This is a genomic window from Halobacterium noricense, assembly GCF_021233435.1.
Taxonomy (GTDB): Archaea; Halobacteriota; Halobacteria; order Halobacteriales; family Halobacteriaceae; genus Halobacterium; species Halobacterium noricense.
On record NZ_CP089469.1, the window covers coordinates 86552 to 109805 of the forward strand.

Annotated in this window: 19 protein-coding genes and 5 pseudogenes; 15 read left to right on the forward strand and 9 right to left on the reverse strand. The window is 59.2% G+C overall.

What is annotated here, in order from left to right:
* The first annotated feature begins 61 nt into the window (after positions 1-61).
* On the forward strand, positions 62-706 hold the full coding sequence (locus tag LT974_RS15960; protein WP_232590607.1) for a helix-turn-helix domain-containing protein: 645 nt from the start codon (positions 62-64) through the stop codon (positions 704-706).
* Positions 707-869: 163 nt separating this feature from the next.
* On the opposite strand, the gene LT974_RS15965 is transcribed toward LT974_RS15960, so the two are convergent.
* On the reverse strand, positions 870-2300 hold the full coding sequence (locus tag LT974_RS15965) for a YjiH family protein (RefSeq protein WP_232590608.1): 1431 nt from the start codon (positions 2298-2300) through the stop codon (positions 870-872).
* A 312-nt stretch (positions 2301-2612) separates the two neighbouring features.
* On the opposite strand from LT974_RS15965, the gene tenA reads away from it, so the two are divergent.
* The 10 genes and pseudogenes from tenA to LT974_RS16015 form a co-directional block, all read left to right on the forward strand.
* Complete coding sequence (gene tenA / locus LT974_RS15970) at positions 2613-3278, forward strand: thiaminase II (protein WP_232590609.1); 666 nt, start codon at positions 2613-2615, stop codon at positions 3276-3278.
* 202 nt (positions 3279-3480) lie between these two features.
* On the forward strand, positions 3481-4755 hold the full coding sequence (locus tag LT974_RS15975) for a divalent metal cation transporter (protein WP_232590717.1): 1275 nt from the start codon (positions 3481-3483) through the stop codon (positions 4753-4755).
* Positions 4748-5314 (forward strand): hypothetical protein, encoded by a 567-nt coding sequence (locus LT974_RS15980; protein ID WP_232590611.1) that lies wholly within the window; start codon positions 4748-4750, stop codon positions 5312-5314. Before LT974_RS15975 ends, LT974_RS15980 begins: the two co-directional genes overlap by 8 nt.
* A 350-nt stretch (positions 5315-5664) precedes the next feature.
* A complete protein-coding gene (locus tag LT974_RS15985) occupies positions 5665-5997 on the forward strand; it encodes a toxin-antitoxin system TumE family protein (protein ID WP_232590613.1) in 333 nt (110 codons plus the stop codon).
* A gap of 6 nt (positions 5998-6003) precedes the next feature.
* Entirely contained in the window at positions 6004-6522 is a 519-nt protein-coding gene (locus LT974_RS15990) for an HVO_A0114 family putative DNA-binding protein (protein ID WP_232590616.1), read from the forward strand.
* A 734-nt stretch (positions 6523-7256) separates the two neighbouring features.
* Positions 7257-7652 carry an HVO_A0114 family putative DNA-binding protein gene (locus tag LT974_RS15995; protein WP_232590617.1) on the forward strand — a complete coding sequence of 132 codons (396 nt, stop codon included), beginning with the start codon at positions 7257-7259 and terminating at the stop codon, positions 7650-7652.
* Between the two features lie 490 nt (positions 7653-8142).
* On the forward strand, positions 8143-9027 hold the full coding sequence (locus LT974_RS16000; RefSeq protein ID WP_232589891.1) for an IS1595 family transposase: 885 nt from the start codon (positions 8143-8145) through the stop codon (positions 9025-9027).
* 35 nt (positions 9028-9062) lie between these two features.
* Positions 9063-9695, forward strand: coding sequence for an FAD-binding oxidoreductase (locus LT974_RS16005; protein ID WP_332840564.1), 633 nt, complete (start codon positions 9063-9065; stop codon positions 9693-9695).
* Between the two features lie 251 nt (positions 9696-9946).
* Positions 9947-10578, forward strand: a pseudogene (locus LT974_RS16010) (IS6 family transposase).
* Positions 10579-10585: 7 nt separating this feature from the next.
* A pseudogene (locus tag LT974_RS16015) lies at positions 10586-10909 on the forward strand (hypothetical protein); the annotation flags it as partial.
* A gap of 401 nt (positions 10910-11310) precedes the next feature.
* On the opposite strand, the gene LT974_RS16020 reads toward LT974_RS16015, so the two are convergent.
* Both LT974_RS16020 and LT974_RS16025 read right to left on the reverse strand, forming a co-directional pair.
* Positions 11311-12537 (reverse strand): phage integrase SAM-like domain-containing protein, encoded by a 1227-nt coding sequence (locus tag LT974_RS16020; RefSeq protein ID WP_232590618.1) that lies wholly within the window; start codon positions 12535-12537, stop codon positions 11311-11313.
* Positions 12538-12989: 452 nt separating this feature from the next.
* Positions 12990-13280, reverse strand: a pseudogene (locus LT974_RS16025) (transposase); the annotation flags it as partial.
* A gap of 46 nt (positions 13281-13326) precedes the next feature.
* Here LT974_RS16025 and LT974_RS16030 point away from each other — a divergent pair.
* Positions 13327-14493 (forward strand): ISH3 family transposase, encoded by a 1167-nt coding sequence (locus LT974_RS16030; protein ID WP_232587224.1) that lies wholly within the window; start codon positions 13327-13329, stop codon positions 14491-14493.
* A gap of 181 nt (positions 14494-14674) precedes the next feature.
* Positions 14675-15805, forward strand: a pseudogene (locus LT974_RS16035) (hemolysin family protein); the annotation flags it as partial.
* A gap of 51 nt (positions 15806-15856) precedes the next feature.
* On the opposite strand, the gene LT974_RS16040 reads toward LT974_RS16035, so the two are convergent.
* Positions 15857-16258, reverse strand: coding sequence for a hypothetical protein (locus tag LT974_RS16040; protein ID WP_232590619.1), 402 nt, complete (start codon positions 16256-16258; stop codon positions 15857-15859).
* A 347-nt stretch (positions 16259-16605) separates the two neighbouring features.
* Positions 16606-17778 carry an ISH3 family transposase gene (locus tag LT974_RS16045; protein ID WP_232590719.1) on the reverse strand — a complete coding sequence of 391 codons (1173 nt, stop codon included), beginning with the start codon at positions 17776-17778 and terminating at the stop codon, positions 16606-16608.
* Between the two features lie 74 nt (positions 17779-17852).
* On the opposite strand from LT974_RS16045, the pseudogene LT974_RS16050 reads away from it, so the two are divergent.
* Positions 17853-18950, forward strand: a pseudogene (locus LT974_RS16050) (ISH3 family transposase); the annotation flags it as partial.
* Between the two features lie 563 nt (positions 18951-19513).
* Here the strand turns inward: LT974_RS16050 and LT974_RS16055 are convergent.
* The 3 genes from LT974_RS16055 to LT974_RS16065 all read right to left on the reverse strand — a co-directional run bounded on the left by LT974_RS16055 (position 19514) and on the right by LT974_RS16065 (position 21734).
* On the reverse strand, positions 19514-20752 hold the full coding sequence (locus tag LT974_RS16055) for an RNA-guided endonuclease InsQ/TnpB family protein (protein WP_232590620.1): 1239 nt from the start codon (positions 20750-20752) through the stop codon (positions 19514-19516).
* Positions 20749-21138, reverse strand: a complete 390-nt coding sequence (gene tnpA / locus LT974_RS16060) for an IS200/IS605 family transposase (protein ID WP_232590621.1) — start codon at positions 21136-21138, stop codon at positions 20749-20751. Before tnpA ends, LT974_RS16055 begins: the two co-directional genes overlap by 4 nt.
* 257 nt (positions 21139-21395) lie before the next feature.
* Positions 21396-21734 carry an HVO_A0114 family putative DNA-binding protein gene (locus LT974_RS16065; RefSeq protein ID WP_230892701.1) on the reverse strand — a complete coding sequence of 113 codons (339 nt, stop codon included), beginning with the start codon at positions 21732-21734 and terminating at the stop codon, positions 21396-21398.
* A gap of 189 nt (positions 21735-21923) precedes the next feature.
* On the opposite strand from LT974_RS16065, the gene LT974_RS16070 reads away from it, so the two are divergent.
* Entirely contained in the window at positions 21924-22181 is a 258-nt protein-coding gene (locus LT974_RS16070; protein ID WP_232590622.1) for a DUF7718 family protein, read from the forward strand.
* 2 nt (positions 22182-22183) lie between these two features.
* On the opposite strand, the gene LT974_RS16075 is transcribed toward LT974_RS16070, so the two are convergent.
* Positions 22184-23068, reverse strand: coding sequence for an IS1595 family transposase (locus LT974_RS16075; protein WP_232590623.1), 885 nt, complete (start codon positions 23066-23068; stop codon positions 22184-22186).
* Positions 23069-23254: the final 186 nt, after the last annotated feature.

A 23254-nucleotide genomic window follows, 5' to 3' on the forward strand; every position in this document is an offset into this window, starting at 1 on the left:
AGGAAGGTTAGCCCGCGTACGGAGGAGTATTTATCAGTCTGGGGGCGAGAGTTGCCGCAACATGTACGAAGCCAGGTTCCGCGTCGAGGACCACGGACCGTACGCCGCGGTCACCCGCGACTCCGACGCTCGCATCGAACTCTGGTGCAACGACCACTGCGACCTCCTGCACGTCGCCGAATCCGACGACAACGCACTCGACCGCGTCGCGTCGTCAGTCGGCGTCCGCGACGAACTCTCGCTAGGCGACGACCGCGTCGTCATCACCGACGACTGCCTGCAGCGCCACGAGGAGACCGTCGAGTGGTACCTCGAGCGCCATGACTGCCTACTGTTGCCACCGCTCGCGTACGAAAACGGCGCGAAACACTGCCGCGTGCTCGCGCTCGACCCCGCGAACCTCACTGGCGTCTACCGCGACCTGTCGGCCGACCACGAGGTCGCGGTCGCAGAGAAACACGAACTCGCGACGCCCGCCCGCGAGGCCCCCGTACTCTCTCTGGACGGCATCCTCCCCTCACTGACCGCCCGCCAACGGGACGTCCTGCGGACCGCCCACCGCAACGGCTACTACGAAATCCCCCGGGAAACCACGACCGCCGAACTCGCGGAGCGATTCGACCTCGACCGCCGTACCGTCGAAGAGCACCTGCGGCGCGCAGAAAACAAGATTCTCGGCGCGCTCGTCGACCACGGCGTCGTGTAGCGACTACAGCATCGCGTAGGGAACAGAAACGACCGACGAACCGCCGATGACGGCAGGAGACGAGCGGCGTCTACAGGTGGACAGGCTGAGTGCCTCGGACCTTGACACGTAGCGAGCGGAAGCCCACCTCTTCAGGGGTGGGAGGATGTCAAGTCGAGGTGGTTTACAGTAGTCCGAGCGCGGCGACCGCGTGAGTCATCGCGGCGATAACCGGGACGAGGATGACGGTGCGCATCGCGAACAGCGCCACGAGATCGCGGAACCGGACCGGCACGTCGCTGAACATGTCCATCACCATCGGGCCGACGCTGGAGAAGAAGATAAGCTGGGAGACCGACAGCACCGCGATGAAAAAGCGAGCCTTCGGGGCGGTCTCGGTGACGAGGAGGACGGGCACGTACATCTCCGTGATACCGACAATGGTGGCGGGAGCGACGGTCTCCGCGTTCGGGATGCCGAGCGCGCCGACGACCGGGACGAGGGGCGCACCGAGGTAGTCGAAGACCGGCGTGTGCGCCGACAGCAAGGTCGCCGCGAGGCCGACTGCGAGGATAGTTCCGAGAATAAGGCTGGTGAGCTTGAAGCCGTCGACGAACCCGCGCCACGCGGCCTCGAGGAACGTCTCGCCTTCTTCAGCCTTCTCGACAGCCTCGTTGACGGCGAACCGGAGGTAGTCGAAGCCCGACCCCTCGAAGGGGCGCTCGGGATCGGGTTCGTCGATGTACTCCTCGGGGACGTTGCTAATGGGCGGAATCCGCACCAGGATGACCCCACAGATGGCGACGCAGAGGAAGTACGCGAGGAAGATAACGGGGAAGAGGTCGAGCATGTTCAGGGTGGCGGCGACGACGCCGACGAACCCGATGCTCACCGTGGAGAAACACGTCGCGATGGTGAAGACGTCGCGTTTGTGGTAACCGCCGCGTTCGAAGACGTTTCGCGTGACGTAGAGGCCGACGCTGTACGAGCCGACCCAAGATGCGAGGCTGTCGAGGGCTGCGCGTCCCGGAAGCTTGAACAGCGGCCGCATCAGCGGGCGGGCGAGTGTGCCGACGAATTCGAGGCCGCCGAGCTCTACGAAGATAGTGATGAAGATGGCGCCGATGGGGATGATGACGCCGACGCTGTACACCAGCGTCGACCACATAAACTGGCCAGTGTTGGGACCGTGGAGCCAGCCAGGGCCGACCTTGAGGAACATTACAGGCGCGAGCAGGAGGCCAGCGACCCGGAGCGCCCAGAACACGGTCGAGCTCTCCCAATAGGAGGCATCGACGCTGACGTCGATAGCGCCGCGATCGTCGAGTTCCGCGACCGTCGTGAGGAGGCCGCCGGCGACAATGATAGCCATCGAATAGACGCCAACAGCGTCCGGGAACGTCGCCGTAATTCGGCTGACGACAATGTCGAACGGCACCGTGAATTCGCCCTGCCACGGCACGGGCAACAGGAAGAAGAACGCGCCAATGGCGAATGCCACGACGAACTTCGCGACGTGGCGCACGTCGAAGGACTGCAGGTCAATCTCGTCGAGCGTCCGGGCGTCGGGTTCGACGTCCACGGTCCAGGTCTGCTGCTCTGGTTGAGTGCTCATACCGTGGTATATTCTATCATGGAAGTTATACCAAATACCTCCAAACGCGGACGTATTTATACACTGCCGCTGCGACACCACCGCGGAAAACCACCACTCCAGGGGTGTTTAACTGACTCAACTTCTGTTAAGCCGGCCGCTGTGAGCAGCGAGAGGGTCATGGTCTCGAATTGGGCTTCGAACGCCAGCCCTTCGGCTACTGTGTGGCAATTCTTCGTCTGCCTGTGGAACTACGGCTGGATTGTCACGGCCAGTGTATTACTTAGTGGTACCACGCACATATTTCACCGCGGAATCTCATTAGACCTGTACATGGGATTCACGGACGATTTGGAAACGGTAGCCGAACCAATCTGGGACGCCATCGCGTCACACCCGATGGTTGAAGCACTCGGGAACGGCACGCTCGACGAGGCGCCATTCCGGTATTGGGTCCGGCAGGACTACGTCTACCTGATTGAATACTCGCGCGTGTTCGCCCACGGGGCAGCGAAAGCACCTAGTCTCGGTCGGATGGGTACGTTTGCGGAACTCCTGGATTCGACGCTGAACACTGAAATGGACCTCCACCGCGAGTACGCCGCGACGTTCGACGTCTCGGAAGCAGAGCTGGCGGCGACCGAGCCATCGCCGACGACCCAGGCGTACACCGACTTTCTCGTACGGGTTGCAGCGACCGACACGTTCGGCGACCTGGTCGCGGCGCTTCTACCCTGTATGTGGGGATTCAACGAGACCGGCAAGCGACTCGCTGAACGCAGCACACCTGACGACGACCGGTACGCCGAGTGGATTAACATGTATGCTGGCGAGGAGTTCACTGAGCTGACCGAGTGGTGCAAGACCCTGATGGACGATGTCGCCGCGAACGCGACGGACGCAGACCGCGAGCGCTATCGCGAGCGCTTCGAAACGTCGGCCCGCTACGAATACCGATTCTGGGACGCCGCCTGGCGCCAGGAGGAGTGGTCGCTTTGACCCACGGCCGCGGAAGCGACACGCTACCACGGTTCTGTAGTTCGGAGCAAGTCGCGCTCCGTCCAGCGCAGGAGATCAAGGCTGTCGCGATCTTCGTCTCCCAGGTGTCAGTGATTGCGGCCGACTACAGGGGTAATCGCCAGTGAGCAACCGGACCGATAGTGCGGCCCCCCTGCAGACCCTGCGGGAATCTCTCCAGCGGATGGGGCCATCGTGGGTCGCGGGCGCCGTCGCGGCAGGCCCGGCGTCGCTGGCGTCACTAATCACCGCTGGCGGCGCGTACGGCTACGCGCTGTTCTGGGTCGTAGTGTTGTCGGCCCTTGCAGGCGCGTTCGCCCAGTATCTCGCGATGCGGTTGGGCCTCCTCACCGAACGCGGCATCGTCGCCGTTGTCGAAGCCCATCTCGGCGACAGCTGGGCATGGCTGCTCGTCTTAGACGTCGTGCTGGCCGCCGGCTCCGCCCAGCTCCTCATCATGAAGACAGTGGCGACTGTCTCCGAGACCATCACCGGCGTTGATGCTCGCATCTGGGGCGTCGTCTGGGCCGTCGTCTTGGCCGTCGGCCTTGCCACCCGAGGCTACCGATTCCTCGAAACGGTGGCGAAAGCGCTGGTCGCCGGCGTCGTTCTCGCGTTTCTCGCGTCACTGCTCGTCGTGCCCGTCGATGCGGGCGCCGCCGCGCGCGGCCTCGTCCCCGCGCTCCCAGCCGGCAGCGCGCTCGTCGCCGCGGGCGTCCTCGGTGGCGCCGTCCACATCACCCTGATTACGATGCACTCGTACACGATGCGCGCCAGAGAGTGGACCGTCGAGGAGTACGGCCTCGCGACGTTCGATGTCGGCGCGTCAATGCTCGTCGCGTTCGGCATCTACAGCATCGCCGTATTCCTCGTGACGGCGAGCGTCCTCACTACCGGAGATCTCTCGGCTGTTGAGGCCGCTCGCACGCTCGGCCCGCTCGCCGGCCGGTACGCGGAGTGGCTGTTCCTCCTCGGCTTACTCGGCGCTGCGGTCTCAACACTCGGCGGGAACACGATCGCCCCACCGTTCCTCCTCGCGGACAAGCTGGGGTGGGGAACCACTGTCGACGACAACCGCTACCGGGGGCTGCTGGTCGCTGCCGCACTTCTGTCGGCACCGGGCGCGTTCATCGGCGGTCCGGTCCTCAGCCAACTGGCGCTCGTGCTCGCTATTGGAACTGTTGGCACACCGTTCGCTATTGTGGTCGTGCTCTACCTCTTGAACTCCGCGGCGGTCGCCGAGTCGCCTTCGACGCTTACGAACCTCGGCGGTCTCGGGCTGCTGGCAGTCACCGGTACGCTCGCGGTGAACTTCGTCGCCGAACAGGTCGCGGGCGGTGTCGACACCCTCTCAGGGGCCATCCTCGCGTTCGCCGTCATCCTCACAGCTGCTACGGTCGCACTCGTCGCGAAGTTTGCTCGACTGTCGCTCACCGGCCCTGCCGCGTCTAATGAGTGACCGTCGAGTCCCACTCACGGGGTCGACACTGATTGTCGGTCCCTCGCAGGCCGGCAAAACCCGACTCACCGCCCGCGCCCTGAACGCATGGATTGACACGCACGGCGCTGCCGGTGTTGTTGTTCTTGAGTTCGCACCCGAAGTCGAACAGGACGGGACGCTGCTCGGCGGCCGCCTCGACCGCTTCACGACGGTTCCCGACGACGCCTGGCACGGCATTCTGGATGCGTACGCACCCCGAACTGCGGGTGAGACCGACGCGAAAGCCGCCGCACTCGCCGCAGATAACGCTAACCGTGCGGCCCGCCTCCTCAACGCCGCGCCCGACGACCCTGCCGCCGTTTTCGTCAACGATGCCACCATCCCTCTCCAAGCCGAGGAGATCGCCCCGCACCGACTCGTGGCCTACTGCAAGCAGGCCTCCTGTGCGGTCCTGAACGCGTACGAGGGAGAGCTCGGCACTGATGACTCGGTTTCACAGCGTGAGTACGAGGCGCTCACGGCACTCAGATCGTGGGTCGACCGAACCCGCTCACTCTCGGTACCCTCCAATAGCTGAAGGACTATGTGTCCCCCTTACAGCGGTAGCGAAGCAAAAGCCCACCCCTGAAGGGGTAGAAGAAGTTAATACTGAACGGACGACGCACGCGTCGATTCCAGACTTCACAGACACCGGCGACCTCGTGGTCGCCGACGACCGCGTAGACAACCAGTTGGCCTACCCGACGCCGACGGAATTGCGCCACTGTCACCGAAGACGCCGGACGGTCGTCATTCTCGTCATTTCGGCGTAGATTCTGGCAAGGAGAGAATGGAACTGCGCCAAGAATTAACCAACACCCGCTGGTAAAACGTCCAGTTGTTGGTTAAGATAATGTTGGTATAGTACCCCACGGAAAGACTTATATTATGTTGGCACGACACACCAACATAGGGGCACAGATGGGCTCAACAGTCATCTACAAAGATGAAGACACATTCGCCGACGGGTCCAGATATGAAATGATCGCGACCGCCATCCCGAAAAGCGACGACTACCCCGAGGGCGTCAAGTACCGGTTCCAGTACATGGCCGAAGACGGTCGAACTCTGCTCCGGTTCGACAACTTCCCGGACCACCCGGGCGTTGACCGGCACCACTACCATACGCCCTCTGGCGTCTACGACGACATCGAGTACACCGGCATCAAAGCCCACGCCCAGACGTTCTACGACGAAATGGACGACCGCCGCGAGAGGTAACCCACCATGCCTGACAAATCCAACACACCCGACGACACCGACGTCAACAGTACCAACTCCGAGACCGAGGAGATCGTGATGGACGACGTCGAAGCCGAGGCGGGCTTCCTCGAGGACCGCGACCCTGAGGACTACCCCTCGGTGCTGCGAATCACATCCGACCCCGAGGAAGCCCACCGCCAGGACGCGCTCGACCGCCTCGACCGCTGGAAAGCTGGCGAGGAAGTCCCACATGTCATTAATTTCGAGAACCCCAGCGACCTCCGAGCGCTGCTCACCGACCGCCGTGTTGAACTGCTCCGCAGTATCATGACCGACCGGCCGGATAGTATTCGCCAGCTGGCTGAGCGCCTCGACCGCGATGTCAAGAGCGTCCACGACGACCTGCAGGTCCTCGCTGACTACGACATTGTCCACTTCGAGCAGGCTGGCCGGGCAAAGCGCCCGTTCGTCCCCTACGATTCCATCGAGGTCAGTCTCGAAATCTCGACCCCAACCTCGGCCGACGACGTTGCCCCTGCATGACCAACCGCGATTCCGCACGATGCAGAGACGAAACGAATCGTTGACGTCGAAGAATACTGATTGTCCTCGCGCGTATTTTCAAACGTCGTCTGATTACAAGCGCGTCGTTAACCAACACCGGTGAAGAATAGTCGGATTTGTTGGTTAACTGGCTGGATGGTGAGAATCTTCCGTTACGGGATGCAGCGGCCGGCGTCACAGTGTTGTGGCGCCGGAGAAGGTTGTGACGTTTGACGAGGACATTCCTTTACTGTTCGGGGGCCGGGTGGTGTGGGGGTTTGACGTAGTGAATTGGCCGTCTCAGGTAGTAGTACGCGGCGACCAGTAGCAGTGCGAGTCCCACTACGGGTAGAATGGTTCCAGTAATTCCGCCTTGGTCGGTGGTGAAGATCAACACGAGACCGATGATTACGGCTGTTCGACGAACGACTCTGCCTCGTAGCGTGAAGATTTTCGCGCCGCAGTGCGGACAACGGCGAGCATCTGGCTGAATAGCTTCTCGGCAATCACCGCACCGGATTGTGTTTCCATCTTTCTTCGGGCGTGACCCACCAAATGCGATGTTCTTGAGCAACCCCATATTCGGCTACTTATATTGAGATAAAATTAATTCTTCGACAAGAAGAGAAATGACTACCCCGGACTGGACGCCACCTACCGAGCGTGGCGGGCGGCACTCCCCGAAGAGAAACGCACCGATTGGTAGCCACTAACCACCCCACACCCAACACACCATGACTCAGACACTCCACGTCACGATTGGCTCCCCCGACCGTAGCGGCCTCGAAGACCGCCTCAAAGCAATTGACAGCGGCGAAGACGTCACGCCCCACAATCCGACGCTCGCCATCGAAGACCTCGAAACGTTCGGACGGGTGTTCCGCAGCACGAACCTCGAACTCCTGGAAGCCATCGTCGAACACAATCCCAGCAGCATTCGGGAACTCGCGCGTTTCGTCGACCGGAACCCGCCGGAGGTCTTGGAGAACGTCAACGAGCTCGCAGACTACGGCCTGCTCGAACTCGAGGAGGATGGGCAGGCGAAACGGCCGGTCGTTTGGTACGACGAGATCGACGTCGATCTCCCGTTGACGTCGACGGGGGGCCAGCGGGACCCGGCAAACGCCTAACGGACCGATTCTTTGCTTAGGTCGGTGCGATTCTCGCCCTCAGTGTTAACCAACACTGGCCAAATATGGCGGTGGGTGTTGGTTAAGACAATGCTAGCCGAGTAACCCCGACTTACCCGGCGGTTGCCCGGTCGTGTGAACAAGAACGCACTCAGGACACAGTATCGCCGTGAATCAGCGTCTAAACGAGTGAACGTTCCAATCTTCCCACCGGCTCGTTCACACAGGATTCCCGATCTCGTATGCACATCTCGAAAGTCCATTCTCTTGACGTGGAATCCTGTGGGGAATTCCGTAGAGGGACCTAAATAATGGTATAACATTTACAAGATTTCCCGCGAAGGGTTACGCAGAATGACTGGATTCCCGGACCGAGAAAACCCTCAAACTCAACGGCTAACGCTCTTCTGTAGGAGATTGTTGATTCAGTTCAGCTGTCGCTCTGGAATCGAAGAGAGCAAGGACACCGCGCTAGCGGTGTCCGACACGAATGATTCCGCTCGATGTGTTTGGCTCGGAATCGCTCGCAGCGGACCTGCTGGAACAGGTGCGCTGGCGTGACGGCGTTTCCTGCCCTCGCTGCCGTTCTGACCGGACGGTCAAGAACGGCAGCTATGGGGCGTTTCAACGCTATCTCTGTAAGAATTGCGACCGCACGTTCAACGATAAGACGGGCACAATTTTCGCTCACTCGAAGGTTGCGCTCCGCAAGTGGTTGTTCTCGATTTACGCGTTCTTACGGTTCAATACGAGTCTTCGCCAACTTCAGCGAGAGATCGATGTGACCTACAAGACGATGCACCGGCGCGTCGAGCGCTTCACCAGAGCGCTCGACGCGCCTCAACTCGACCTCGTTGGACCGGTCGAAATCGACGAAGTGTACGTCTCTGCGGGGTTGAAAGGCCGCGAGCGCGACCAACCGTCGCGCTCGCGTGGCCTGTCCACGCGCGGACGAGGTTCGTACGAGGGAGACAAACCACCCGTCTTCACCATCGTTGACCGTGGAACGGGACAGCGGTACGTCGTCCCGGCGAAATCCGCAGACGAATCGACGGTGCGACTCCTCCTCGCTGACCACGAGGAGGAGTCGCTAACAGTCTACACCGACGGATTTCGGGCATACGACCCGCTTGAGGACGACGACGAGTTCACCCGCAAATACGTCGTCCACGGTGACGGCGAATACGCTGATGGAGACATCCACGTGAACACGTGCGAGAGCCACGCGTCGCTGGCGCGACGCTGGCTCTCGCCGCATCGAGGCGTCTCGAAGGACAAGTTGACACAGTATCTCCGCGCCTTTCAGCTACGCAGCGAACTCTTCAGAAAATCCGGTCGAGAAGCACTCAAACACGCTGTCAAAGCGACTCTCTGAAATCAACAATATGCTACACATGAGCGATTGAACTTATTGACGCGTTCAGCGCGGAGGTGTCCAACGCGTTTCTTGACACCAACCTACCGGACAAACCGATGGTATTCGTGGAGTTCCATGCCAACTACGGCGTCGAGAACGAGATCGAGTTTTGTCGAACGGTGTTTGAGGCCCACGACGTGCAGCGCTTCGAGGTCAGTGATAACGACCAGGAGATGCGGGAGCTATGGGAGGCCCGACGCGAACTGGCAGAGGCATTTGAACCGTACGATCGGGACCTCTCGCCCCTCACACCCGGCGACATTACCGTCCCAATTAGCAACTACACAGATATCGTCAACTATGCCAAGGAACTCGGCGACGAACACAGCGTTCCGGTGGCGTGCTTTGGCCACGCCGGAGATGGCAACATCCACTACTTCGTCATGGTCAACCCTGACGATCCCGACTCCGTGGCTGCGGGCGAAACCGTCTCAAAGAAACTCGTTGAACGGGCTATCGAACTCGGTGGTACCGCGACTGGTGAACACGGAATCGGTATCGGTAAGCGCGACTATCTTGCCAGGGAGTACAATGATGCGACGGTGGAGTCCATGCGAGCCATCAAACGTGCGTTGGATCCGAACGGGATTCTCAATCCCAGGAAAATTTTCCCTAGTGAGGAGTAGCCGTAACAGTTCCTATCCGTACTGTTTACCACACACTTGACTTCTGGTGGGCGAACTCTCGGCAACGTGAGTTGCTACCACGGACAGATGTATGTCATCCATTGCGGAACGCCTGTCGATGCCGGCAGCGTCGCGGCCCTGGGCGAACTGTTCCTTCTTGAACTGTTCGTAGTCGGGACTCGTGTTGTCGTTTGGACGGGGTCGTGTTTAGTTAAGACTGAAAAGTGAGGCGAGAGTGATTTCTGCTGTCCATGGCTGAAATCACTCGCCTCAGTGGCTGTAGCGACTGGATCGAGTTAGATTTTGTGGAGCGAGAGCGGACACCGAGCGAGCTGATGAGCCTCGGTATTCGACTTCATTTGGCTGGACTCTCACTTTCAAATACCGTCAAAGAACTTGAGAAGTTCGGTGTCCAACGCTCGCGGAAAGCCATCCATGACTGGGTACAGAAAGCTGATCTACAGCCAGCGACGCCAGTCCGGATCAGGTTGCGGTTGACGAAACGGTGATCCGCATCGACGGCCAGCAGTACTGGCTGTACGCTGCCGTCAATCCAGCCTCAAACAAATTCCTGCATATACGGCTGTTTCCGACCACAACAACGGCGTTGACTGAACGATTCCTGCAGAAACTCCGCGAGAAACACGATGTCGAAGACGCGGTGTTTCTGGTTGATCACGCCCAGCATCTCAAAACAGCACTGCAACGAGTTGGGCTTCGATTCCAGGCCGTTCGTCATGGGAATCGGAATGCTGTCGAACGTGTCTTTCGAGAGATAAAAAGACGGACTTCCTCATTTAGTAATAGTTTTAGCCACGTCGAGCCAACAACAGCGGAATCGTGGTTGCAAGCCTTCGCCGTCTGGTGGAACTCGCTAAACTAAACACGATGATAGGGTCCGCCCGAAGATAGAGGATACCCTCGAGGGCAGCAACCTCGTCCAGAAGTCGGGGCTGTGGCTCGAACTCGATCCGCTGTCCGTCGTGAGGGACGGCACGCGTGAGGCCGCGATGGACCTGTACGAGGAGAACCTTCACCTCGTCCTCGAAACCGTCGCCGACGTGATTCCCCGATTGGACGGGAAGGTCGTCGTCACCGCGGACCACGGCGAGGCGTTCGGCGAACAGGGCGTCTGGGAACACCACATCGAGACCCACATTCCTGCACTGGTCGAAGTGCCGTGGCTGGAGGTCGACGGGCCGAGTGAGGGGTGACGCTTCCAACGGTTTCGACTAACTGAGGGACCTCCGCTTTGCGCGTTGAGTATCTCCCACTATATCGGTCGAAACTGGCGGCTGAGACGGTGTTCAAAATGGAACGGAGAGGTTCAGTCGCAGCCTCTCCGCTGGAGGAGCAAACGGCGTGAACGCTGCCGTCATCATCCCAGTGGATTCTCATTCCTGTTCGAGTAACCCCGTAAATCCTACGTAGAACACTTCTTCCCCCGCTTCCTGTCCTAATGCTGTGCAAAGCTGATCTTTGAACTCAATGGTACCGAGTACGTCGGCTTGGACGTGAGCTTCCCCGAGAATTCGGCGTTTGAATTAGTGGTGGACCCCACCTATCCATTCAAAATCCGGTGGTACGATATCCAAGAATCCGATTAACGTAGCCCTCATCGGTCGATTTCTTCCAAAGCTTCCGTGGCGACATCGCCCAATTCCCCGGCCTCAATATGTGAGTAGCGCTCCCGAACCATCTCCTCTGAGTTATCGAGATACCGGGCCGCCACCGTGTACCCGAACGCCCGGACAAGCACCTCACCCATACCTCGGCGACCGCCGTGCGGAGCGAGGTAATCGTGTTTTGGGTGGTCTATGTCGATCTCTGCGGCCTCCGAGAGCCGTTGGAGAATCGACCGTGCGCCATCCGTCGTGATCGACGGCGGCCGAATGTTCTCATCGAGCGCCAGCAGGAGGTCTCGAGCGTACTCATCACGCCGCTCAGTAATTGCCTCTGGGGGTTCCCCTCGGTCGGCGAGCTCATCCTGGACGAGCCCTGCGAGCGTCCGTTGGTCGAACGTGGGGAACACCGGCCACCGCTCCGTCGGTGGGTTCATCAGCTGGCGGTAGCTCCGCAGCGGCGAGATCACCGGATCGGGGAGACTGGCGGCGTCCCACTGCTGTTTCTTCCGGTAGACGTCCATACTGCCGTCGTCGAGGGAGAGGTCCTCCCAGCGGACGCCGCGCCGGCGAGGGTCGTTTGGATCTCGGAGGAGTTCGCCAACGCGGACGGCGGTGTACGCAAGGACGAACACCAGAGCCCGGTCACGAGCCGCCTTCAGCGCCGCGTAGCGTGCTCGCTGCTTGTCGAGGGGATCAGTATCCTCCGGGAGTGTCGTGAATGCCTCGACGGCGTCGCGGGCCCGTTCGTCGACGTGGCGAGTGAGGGCGTGGCGCTGTTCGGACGTCCAAGCCTGCTGGTCGCCAGGCTTGCGGCCGTCGTCCTCCGGCAGCGGCGCCATCGCACTCGCCCGCTGGGCGTAGTGCGCTTCGAGATACCCTTCGTTGACACACCAGCCACACCACGCAGAGATATAGCGGTAATAGGTTTGTACCGTGTTCTGCTTGAGTCCCCGATCTCCACCGAGATGTCGGGCGTACTCCCGGAACACGCGTTCGTCGAGATCGTCGAAGGTCGGCTCGCGGTCGACGTCGTCGGGGACGATCCCGGTCCAGTCGTCGGCGCCGCGGTCGCCGGCGGCCCACTCGGCGAACCGCTCGAGCTCACGGGCTGCGTTACGTCGATAGTTCCCGCCGTCGCCGCCGCGGCCTTTCCCCTTGTCTTGGAGGTAGCGCTCGAAGCTATCGTCGAGCGGCGTCGAAAGCGCTCGGTCAGGCATTCACCGGCCCTCCACCGTCCTGCGGGCCCGGTCTCGGGTCCTCTACCCCGGGGGAAGCGCCGTCGTGAAGCGGTTGCAGCATCCGTGCTTCACCGACGGCGGCGGGGTACTTCAAAGTGGTCGTGATTACCGGCGTAATCAGAACCACCGGTGACAGATGTCTCATAACCATTTTTCCTATGATAGAAGGGTTCTATCCCCCGAAATTCGGTTTTGGCCAACGGTATAAATCATATACCGCTATACCAAAACCGCGACCGGTGGAGTTGAGACTACAGTGGGTTTAGCGGGCCTGTGATGCGTAGTTTCGACCGATTTGACGAACGGAATCTGCCTCAGATCGCTCTCGAAACGCGTGTTCTTGTTGAACTGGAAACTAACCCGGGGCATTTCCGAGGCTTCGGATAGTGTAGCCACTCAGACGCCGCGCTACCACGGGGAGAGTCCCCTCACTATCCGATTCCCGTTTCTTTCTTCAACAGCGTCAGTGTGTTGTCGGCTGTGACGATGGGCGAATGCTCGTACTCACCGGTCAACTCAACCTGTACGAGCAGATCCACCGCTCGCCAGATCGAGTACAGGAGACACGCGAACGCGAAGTAGAAGAACCGTAGGCCGAAATGCTTCGACGTGGTTGCGGCCATAAATCGCTTGATCGACTTGTACCCACTCTCGATCTCCCACCGATACCCATACTCGGTGAGGTGGCCACTCCTCCGATTCGTCATAAACACCGAATACTCAGTACTTCACAAAGCCGGTTAGTTAGAACGTCTGCTTGCTGAGGATGTGTACTCCAACAAGCAAGCAGACGGTGAGATTCACGAGGACCAACTTCTTAACTTTCTCGTCAACCGCCTTGACGAGGAAGTTCCAATCTCTTTAGCAAATAACGCTGAAATCGCTGCTGAGGACATCTATGAGGTCCTCGTCGGCGCTTGCGCCGACGGGACCTCTGTCTCTACGCTCTGTGCGTCGAGCCAGAATACACCCACTGCGAACACGATCCTCTACCATCTTCGGACGAAGTTCGAGCCGGAACGGCTCGAACGAGTCGCTAACACGCTCCTTCGGAAGGATATCGATGAACTGCTCCCCAAGCAGGTGGAGGTCTGCGCAGACCTCCACCTGCGACCCTACTACGGTGACAAAGCCGACACAGACGGTCTCTATCACTCGGTAGCGAAGCGTGGAACCACCGCGTTCCACGCCTACGCCACACTCTACGCGCGTGTGACGAACAAACGCTACACGCTGGCGGTGCGCCGTCTCGAAGACGGCGACACCGCCAGCAGCGTCCTCGCTGAGTTCCTCGGTATTCTCGACGGCCTTGACACCGAGATCAAGGCCGTCTACCTTGATCGCGGATTCTACGACAGCAAGTGCCTCACGCTGCTTCAGACGCACGACTACGCGTACGTGATCCCAATCATCCGGTGGGGTGAGACGATTCAGCAAGAGCTCTCGGAAGGGTGGAGTCGTGTCATTCAGCACGATCTGACAGGGAAACTCGACGGCCACAGCTGGACCGTCGAGTTTCCCGTCTACATCGACTGTACGTACCTAAACGGGAAGTATGACGAGAACGGTGTGGCGCGTCACGGCTACGCCGCTGACGCGCCGTTCATCGACTCACCACGCGACGCTCGATACCACTACACCAAGCGGTTCGGTATCGAGTCGAGCTATCGATTGTTTGAACAAGCGATAGCGACAACAACCACACGAGATCCAACGGTACGGCTGCTGTACGTCGTGGTGAGTCTGCTATTACAGAACGTCTGGCGGTACCTTCACTACGAGTATGTGGCGACGCCCCGCCGAGGCGGGCGTCGCCTCTGGTGGTGGCCGTACAAGGAGTTCGTCAATATGGTTCGACGAGCTGCGTGGACGGCCCTCGCGGTGCGTCGGGCCGTCCCCGCGAATCGGCCACCTGACGACCGGTTCCACCGCTAACCACCGACCGAGCAAGCCAGCAAAGTGAGTGGCAACGCTGTCGCGTCGGCGGCTGACCGCCGCCGACAGCGACAGCTCTCCGTCGATCCGTCCGTAATCATCTCATCGAGACCATCAGTACAACCGCTTCGAGACAGAACTTAGGCCGCAGAAACAGCTAGCTGTGGATGCTTTGTGAGGTACTGAACTTGGGATTACGCTCGCCTCACTGGGCCTGGGGTGGGCCGGTGAACCCGCGGTAGCCGGGCTCATCGAACCTGTCTTGGGGTCGATCCTCCCGGAGACGCTCATCCATCTGGTGGCCGTCGCGATTGGGTTTACCGTCATCACGTTCCTGCACGTCGTCTTCGGTGAACTCGCGCCGAAGACGTTCGCAATCGCCCAAACCGAGCGGATTTCGCTGTATCTCGCCCCGCCGATGAAGGTCTTCTACTACCTCTTCTACCCCGGCATCGTCGTGTTCAACGGCGCAGCCAACGCGTTCACGGCATTCCTCGGCGTTCCGCCGGCGTCCGAATCCGACGAGACGCTCGGCGAACGCGAAATCCGGCGCGTCCTCGCACAGTCCGGTGAGGAAGGCGATATCGACGTCGCGGAAGTTGCCATGATCGAGCGCGTGTTCGAACTCGACGACACCACCGTCCGTGAGGTCATGATCCCGCAACCGGACGTCGTGAGCGTGGCCGCCGACGCCACACTGTCGGAACTCCGCGAAACCGTCTTCGAAGCGGGCCACACGCGCTACCCCGTCGTCGAGGCCGACGACCGCACCCAAGTTATCGGGTTCGTCGACGTCAAGGACCTCCTGCAGGCAAGCGAGCGCGAGGACGAAGGTACCACGACGGCCAGCGACCTCGCTCGTGACATCCTCATCGTTCCCGAAACCACGACCATCAACGATCTGTTAGTACAATTCCGCTCCGAACACCGGCAAATGGCCGCTGTTATCGACGAGTGGGGCGCCTTCGAGGGGATTGCAACCGTCGAGGATGTTGTTGAGGCCGTCGTCGGCGATCTACGTGATGAATTCGACGTCAGTGAACGCGAACCGTCGATTCGCCGGCGTGAGGACGGCAGCTACGACGTCGATGGGGGCGTCTCTCTAGCCGATCTTAACGACGTGCTCGATGCGGACTTCGAACATCCGGCAGTCGAAACGGCTGCCGGATTGGTCCTCGACCAACTGGACCGTGCCCCAGATGTCGGTGACCGAGTCGAGGTTGATGAGTACGGATTCGAGGTGACGGGCGTCGACGGATCACGGATTTCGTCGCTTCGAATCTTCGAATCTGGCAGCGACGAGACGAACTAGGTAGCCAGGCAAATTCCGGCTATCGAGGTTTCCCGGCCGAAAAGGGAGATGTTAATCGTTGGACTGGGTGGTCGTCGGTCCTGTCTCCCGAAGAGCGTCTTCGACGGTGTCGATCACTTCTCGGATGTTGAAATTCTCGTCGGCGTCAAGGGCGAACGCGACGCCATGTGTCTCGTTCGTTGGCACAGCAACGTCCAGCATTTCCTGATACACGCGCACTGTCGCCCGTAGCTCCTCCTCCTGATGCTCTTCATGGACGACGTGGCCTAACGCCTCGAATCGTAATTCTTCGACAATCTCGTCGACTTGCTCTGGGTCGTATTTCTGTTCAGCCCAGTTTGAACGGAAAACGTGGCCGACGCCTTCTCGGTTATAATAACTCACGCCGATCATCGCCTCTTCGCCCACCTCCTCTCTTAGGACTTCCTCCGTCCGTTCGGCTAACTCTTCCATACAGACAAGTAACTGTAAGACGATTAAGGAGTTGTGGCCGGGTCTCTCCTAAATGTGGCAGGAACCGCTCTGGAGGGAGGAACACCAATCCCTACATGGCATCACCCAGACGACGTCAGGGACATGGTATATCATCGACGTATTTGATAGCAAAATCGGTACTTCCCGAACGTCGCTTCGTGAACTGTGCTGAGTCATGGACGAACAGAGTGAATGCCGGTGTGGTAACTGAGTGAACAGGAAGTAGAATCCACGCATGAGGAGAAGTGAAGTAAGAAGGCTGAGATACGCTGTTCTAGGCGAATGCTGTTGCTCACCAGGAGCTTGCCCAAGGCCGCGGGCTGACGTCAGCCCGCGGCCGGCGCGTATGCTTCTGGCACACCTGTTCCGTTCATTTCGATCTCCCAAGTCCGCTCTAGCTCTTCCTCTAATGCATGTCTGATCCAGTCAGAGAAGGTCTTGAACGTGAATTCCTCGGGCAGGTCGCGCCCGCCCCGCTGGGGGCGGGCGACGACCGCCCATCGAAGCACAAGCCAGAGGTTCTCCAACAGGAATCCAACCAGGACGAACGCGAAGCGGATGATTGGGTCTTGTGTCGTCGTTACCACTCGTGCTTGGCGAAATACACGGTAGCTCGTTTCGATCGCTGACCGTTTCCGATAGAGCCGTTCGACTTGTTTCGGCGTGCGATCGGCCAGATCGCACGCCACATAGCCTCGAACGACCTCGCCACTTTTCCCGCGATCTCCGGCGTGATATGACACAGCGACCGCGAGCGGGAATTCCAGTTCCCGCTCGCGGCCTTTGTACATCCGATAGGTTGTCATGTACGAGCAGTGCGTATCCAGCTTCTTCCTCATGCGCTTGCCCTTCTTTTGGACGGGAACGACAGTCGCAGCAACCTCCCGTGAGCGGCGCAGAATACGTTCGTTGTAGAAGCCGCGATCAGCCAACAGAAGCTCTATCTCGAAGGGATAGGCCTCGACGCGGTCGAGGACGCGCTCGACCGCGTCGGCCTCTTTCTCATCACTACGGACGTACGTCATCGCCAACGTCACTGGCTTTCCGTTCGAGACGAGATACGCCGTGCAGTACCGGTGGCACGTCGTTGTTCCGTCTTTCGCGTGCATGCGACAGAGTTCACCTTCTTCATCGGCGTACGTTCCGTGGTAGGGGTTATCGACGAAGTCAATGGAGACGATCCTCGACCGATCAGGGTCGAGGATCGTCATCGCTAACTCTCTGAGAAGGCGGTTAGCAACCCGCTCAAGCCACTCCCGGTTGAGCGTATGTAGCCAGTCCATGACAGTATCGTCACAGACAGCGTTGTCGTTGTCCTTGCACGTCTCCCAGATGGACGTCTGATTGACTGCTGCAAGAATGACGACCGCCCAGATATCGCCGGGATCGAGGGGTGAGCCCTCGATCCCTGGCAAAGGGAGCTGGCAGATGACGTCTTCCGCTAAATCTTTCACGTCCGAGTCCGAAAGAACACCGTCTGGTTGAGGGGTTTTGAACACATTCACTTAACCAGACATCTTCCACATCAGATCAACGCTTTAGCTCCAGCTCTCATACCGGTTGGGAAGTACCGAATTTTGTCGTCAACAGTCTCGATGAGGAACTTTCGCTGGAGCTCGGGGAGAATGTAGTGGTCACGACCGAAGAACTGTACGAGGTCCTCGCCGGCGCCAGCGCCGGCGGGACCTCGATTAATCACGTCTGCGAGACGACCGATGACTCGCCCCACGCCAATACCGTCCGTGGATATCTTACCGATCAGTTCGATCTTGATACCGTTGAAGCGGTTGGGAACACCCTCCTTCAACGAGATGTCCTTGAGACGCTTCCAGATCGACCGGTGGAGGTCGTCGCCGACCTTCACCTCGATCCCTACTACGGTGACGAGGACGAGACGGAGTCACTGTACTTCTCACAGGCAAAACGAGGAACCACTACCTTTCACGCCTATGTCACGCTCTACGCACGAGTGCGTAACAAGCGATACACACTGGCGGTTCGCCAGCTGGTCGCTGGCGAAGCTACCAGCGATGCTCTTGATGAGTTCCTCGAACTCCTCGACGGCCTTGACCTGCGCGTCAAGGCCGTCTACCTTGACCGCGGATTCTACAACAGCACCTGTCTCAAACTGCTGTACGCGCACAACTACGCCTACATCATGCCAATCGTCAAGTGGGGCGAAACGATTCAAGACGAACTCAGCAAAGGCTGGAGTCGCGTGATCGAACACGAACTCGCTGGGCGGGTGACATTCCCCGTGTTCATCGACTGTGTCTACCAGCGAGGACGATACGACGAGCATGGGGTGGCGCGTCACGGCTACGCCGCTGACGCGCCGTTCATTGACACGCCACAGGATGCACGAGAACACTACAGCAAGCGCTTCGGCATCGAAGCAAGCTACCGATTAGCCAAGCAGAGCCTTGCTCTCACCAGTTCTCGAGACGCTGGGCTTCGGTTATTGCTGTTTGTCGTGAGTCTGTTGCTGCAGAACGTCTGGCGATACCTTCACTGGATGTACGTGGCGGCGCCCCGCCGTGGGGGGCGCCGCCTCTGGGAGTGGTCGTTCACGGAGTTCTGTGAGATGGTGGTTCGTGCTGCCTGGACAGCTCTCGGTGTGCGCAGAACTGTCCCAGCGAATCAACCACCAGACGACCGGTTCTTCCGGTAGCTGTCCATGAATTGGGGCAGCGCTCGTGAGTGGCTACACTGTCGCGTCGGCGGCGGATCGCCGCCGACAGCGACTGACTGACGCTAGATCTCGCCACCACCATCGTATCGAAGGCTATCCAGACATCATAGACGCAGATTCAGTGTCTTCTGGAGGAGACTGTGAGTCTCTCGATGTGATCGACTGAGCGTGAACTAGCCACTGGCTGGAGTCGTGAGATCGCCTAGTGATCAACGAAACTTCTGGGTGAACTGGGATGAGGACTCAGTCGAAGAAAGCCTCTCTACCTTATCTCTGGCACGTGGAGTACCCAAAACTTCTGTGAACTACTATAGGTACGGGAACAGAGAACAGGTTTACAGGCGGTTGGGGCGAATGTTCCCAGAGCTTGATGCCGGATTGCAGTCAATAACTCGTGAGACAAACCCAGATGGAAATCGCTAGCATTCGTGGGGAGGTAGATGTTTCCCGTTCGTACTTCCGGGGGATTGACCTCCTCCCGCGCCTGAAGACGCGGGAATCCCGCCACGGGATTTCAGGCCGAGTGCAACGACCTTGTGGTTTCAAGACGCATACGTTCCAAGCGTCAACTGCTGGATTTCAGCATCGGCTTGGCTGTCTTGTGGCGCGGTCAAACGCGCCCCATCCTCAGCCGAGTCATCGTCGTTCTCGTGTTCTCTGAAACGACTCTCTCCGCTGAGGTAGCGGTCTGCGATATTTATCGCCCCATTCACGTCCGCTTGGTACTCGCCCGTCCAGCAGTCATCGTTCGTGCATTTGAACGTCGCCTGCTTCGGGCGATACCCAACTTCACCGCACGCATGGCACTCCTTCGAGGTATTTCGAGGATTCACCGTTTCGACGGGAATCCCCTTCTCGACGGCCTTGTACCGTATCTGCGCGTGGAGTTTAGCGAACCCCCACCCGTGGAGACGGCGATTCATATACTCGCCGTAGTCCATCGACTCCCGAATGTACGTCAAGTCTTCCAGAACCAGCACGGGATTCTCGACGGATTCTGCGTACTCCACGACTTCATGGGTGACACGATGGAACACGTCGTCTATCTGGTTCCACAGGTCGTCGCCGAACGATTCGACGATACGGTCACTTCCGCGTTCTTGAAGCCGTCGCGTAGCGGTGAAGTAGGTCTTGCGGAGCCGACGAACGGTTTTTCCTTCGTCCGCCCATAGTTCGGGGCGGGTCGGAGAACCGTGATCGTCGCGGTGACACACCGTGACGAGTGACGCTTCCCCAATGTCAACTCCGATAGGAGTCCGTTCATCTTCGGACGCCTTGGAACAATCCTCCACGTCGCGGGTAGCGGTGACGTGGAGATACCACGTCCCGTCCCGCTGAAACAGCCGACTCTCACCCATCTCCGCGTCCCCCGCGTTCAACGCTTCCAACCAGTCCCGCTGGTCGGGGTTAGGATGTGCTGGCATCCAGAGGTGGTAGTCTTCGTGGTGCGGGATTTTGACGTACCACTCGATAGCGTTCTCGGGCTGGTGGTCGAGGCGGAGCCCCTCGTTGGTGAACCGAACAGGGTGGTCGTCGTGAAGGCCGCCCGCGTTGTACGTCGTCGTCAACTGCGGGACGTACTTCTTGAGGGCGTTCTTCGCGTATCCCGACAGGTCGTAGTTGACCACCACGTCGTTCGCTTCGGTCTGCGTGGTGCAACCAGCGTCGAACGCATCTCGAAGGGCCTGCTGGTAGGCGTCCCGCGTCTCACGGAGTTTCCGCCGTTTGTGTGCGTTCGGGTCTACCAGTTTCAGTTCCAGCGTCTTGGTGAGTTCCGTCATGTGTCGCCCTCCTTGTGACGCTGAATGTAGTCCTGCACCGTTTCGCTGGAGACGTGACCCGCCGTTCCTGCGTAGTAGCCCCGCGCCCATCGAATCTTCTCGCCGTCGTTGTCGGCGTAGCGATGGTTGTATTTCCGCGAGGAAATACCCTTGAACCAGTTGGCGAGAAGTGACGGTGCGTGCTTCGGTGGACTACTGACGAATAGGTGGATATGGTCGGGCTGAACGGTCAGGTCGATAATTTCCAAGCCCTTGTCGTCGGCGATTTCGTGGAGGATGGTTCGCACACGGTCGGCGACCTCGCCTTCGAGTACCGACTGACGGTACTTCGGCAACCACACTATGTGGTAGTTGAGGTTGTAGGTCGCGTGCCGTGTGGTCTTCATCCGTGTTGCACACTATGGGTCGCCGAGGTCTTAATACCGTCGGTGAAGCGTGGGAAATCCAGCAATGGCGGGATTCGTGGATTGACGCACTATGCCTACCGCTTGACCTCCGCCTGAAGACGGAGGTATGCGCTATCGGTCTGTATCAATCCGAAGACGAAAATAGCGGGAGGGCGCGTGGTAGAGATGCGAAGAAGGCCGGCTCGCGGAGCGTGTCGACTTTGATAGGAGGTTGGAACTGCGGCAGCCGTAGTCGGTTAGACGATCGGCTCGATGACGACGTGGTCCTGCGTGAGGATAGGGCGCTTCGCCCGGCCGTCTTCCTCGTAGGTGATGATGTTATGCTCTGCTAGCTCACGGAGGTCGCGGCTGACGGCAGCCTTATCGCGGCCGAGCTGTCGAGCGAGAGCGCGGACTGACTCCGGGGAGCTCTCCTTGAGGGTGTTGATGATTTCGTGGCGCCGGTCAGTGAGGACTGCGTTTGCGGTGTCGTGGCTGACGACGTGGACGTCGTCCATGCCACCCTTTGCGAGTGCCCGGGCCATCTGTTGGCGGAGGCGCTGCTGGTCGGTTATCTGGGGTTTTGTTTCTGCCATAGTGTATTCCCTTACTGTTGTGTAACGAGGTCAACGGTGATAAGAATATCGGTAGTGCTTGAGAAGCCGACTAACGGCTGTTCTCGAATTTTATCCATTCAGTTGTGTCGAAAACTTTAAGCACCTGAAACTGTTACACGTTAGTAGGGACAAACCTACTCTACCAGCATCTCATCTCAACTATCTACTATGGCAGGATTCGATTATACCTACGAGATTCAGGAGTACAGACAGAGAACCTACCAGATAGGCGTTCGAGTGGACCCATCTTTCAACACCGTTGAATCGTTCGCTGTCGTTCTGTTCTTCCGCCGAGCCGACGGTGAACGTGTCACGGTGGCGAAGGTGGACAACGCCGAACACGACGAAGGGCGCATCCACATCGACCGCCACTACCGAGAGCAAAGTGCGGAAACCAAAGACCGCTCATGTGTAGCATATTGTTGATTTCAGAGAGTCGCTTTGACAGCGTGTTTGAGTGCTTCTCGACCGGGTTTTCTGAAGAGTTCGCTGCGTAGCTGAAAGGCGCGGAGATACTGTGTCAACTTGTCCTTCGAGACGCCTCGATGCGGCGAGAGCCAGCGTCGCGCCAGCGACGCGTGGCTCTCGCACGTGTTCACGTGGATGTCTCCATCAGCGTATTCGCCGTCACCGTGGACGACGTATTTGCGGGTGAACTCGTCGTCGTCCTCAAGCGGGTCGTATGCCCGAAATCCGTCGGTGTAGACTGTTAGCGACTCCTCCTCGTGGTCAGCGAGGAGGAGTCGCACCGTCGATTCGTCTGCGGATTTCGCCGGGACGACGTACCGCTGTCCCGTTCCACGGTCAACGATGGTGAAGACGGGTGGTTTGTCTCCCTCGTACGAACCTCGTCCGCGCGTGGACAGGCCACGCGAGCGCGACGGTTGGTCGCGCTCGCGGCCTTTCAACCCCGCAGAGACGTACACTTCGTCGATTTCGACCGGTCCAACGAGGTCGAGTTGAGGCGCGTCGAGCGCTCTGGTGAAGCGCTCGACGCGCCGGTGCATCGTCTTGTAGGTCACATCGATCTCTCGCTGAAGTTGGCGAAGACTCGTATTGAACCGTAAGAACGCGTAAATCGAGAACAACCACTTGCGGAGCGCAACCTTCGAGTGAGCGAAAATTGTGCCCGTCTTATCGTTGAACGTGCGGTCGCAATTCTTACAGAGATAGCGTTGAAACGCCCCATAGCTGCCGTTCTTGACCGTCCGGTCAGAACGGCAGCGAGGGCAGGAAACGCCGTCACGCCAGCGCACCTGTTCCAGCAGGTCCGCTGCGAGCGATTCCGAGCCAAACACATCGAGCGGAATCATTCGTGTCGGACACCGCTAGCGCGGTGTCCTTGCTCTCTTCGATTCCAGAGCGACAGCTGAACTGAATCAACAATCTCCTACAGAAGAGCGACCAAAGACTTCGACATCGACGTGACGTCGTGGGAAGAAGCCGAGGAGTACCTCCTCGAACGCTGGCGTCGGTATGCCGACCGCTATGAGGAGACC